General features: G+C 62.2%; 2 protein-coding genes. One reads left to right on the plus strand and one right to left on the minus strand.

Translation table 11 applies throughout. The features are described 5' to 3' along the window. The coding region (locus tag NFL01S_RS36640) for a hypothetical protein (RefSeq protein ID WP_218019662.1) at positions 1 to 294 on the minus strand (294 nt) is incomplete at its 3' end. Between NFL01S_RS36640 and NFL01S_RS33850 the strand changes: the two genes are divergently transcribed. Continuing rightward, the gene (locus NFL01S_RS33850) at positions 278 to 640 is read left to right on the plus strand and encodes an integrase core domain-containing protein (protein ID WP_084493478.1); all 363 of its coding nucleotides are present in this window, start codon (positions 278 to 280) and stop codon (positions 638 to 640) included. The genes NFL01S_RS36640 and NFL01S_RS33850 overlap by 17 nt on opposite strands. The last annotated feature ends 88 nt before the right edge of the window (positions 641 to 728 follow it).

The raw sequence follows: 728 nt of genomic DNA on the forward strand, positions 1-728 counted from the left end.
GGAGGTTTGGTGGTCAACCGGAAACGCACCCGCCGATTGTGGCGTGAGCACGGATTGAAACGGCCCGTCCGGGTTCGGAAGAAGCGCCGGGTCGGCGTCGGCCGGCATCAGCGGTTGCGTGCGTCGCGGCCGGATCAGATGTGGGCGCTGGATTTCCAGGTCGACGTGACCGTCGACGGCCGGCAAGTCCGGTTCCTCAACGTGGTGGACGAGTTCACCCGTGAAGCCCTGGCCGTCACGGCGTTCCGGTCGTGTACCGCTGATCAACATCGTCGATGTGCTCGACGAGGTCATGGCTGCGACCGGCCGGAAACCGGAGCATATCCGGATGGACAACGGTACCGAGATGACCGCACACGCGATGACCGACTGGTGCCGGTTCACCGGCGTCGATGCGGCGTTCATCGACCCGGCATCGCCGTGGCAGAACGGGATCTGTGAATCGTTCAACGGACGTTTCCGGGACGAATTCCTTGCCTGTGAGCAGTTCTGCTCGCTGACCGAAGCGCAAGTACTTGCCGAGGACTGGCGCATCGAGTACAACACTTATCGGCCGCACGGATCGCTGGGATTCCTTACCCCTGAAGCGTTCCGGCAGCAATGGACACCGACCGAGTTCAACCAACCGCAACTCGCATGATCGGTGGACCCGTTATCGGGGCCCAGTCAATCCGGATACCGGTTCGTCGCTGCTCGGATTCGACGACGTACAGAACCTGTTAGCGGAT

The organism is Nocardia flavorosea NBRC 108225, from assembly GCF_001613385.1.
Classification (GTDB): domain Bacteria; phylum Actinomycetota; class Actinomycetes; order Mycobacteriales; family Mycobacteriaceae; genus Nocardia; species Nocardia flavorosea.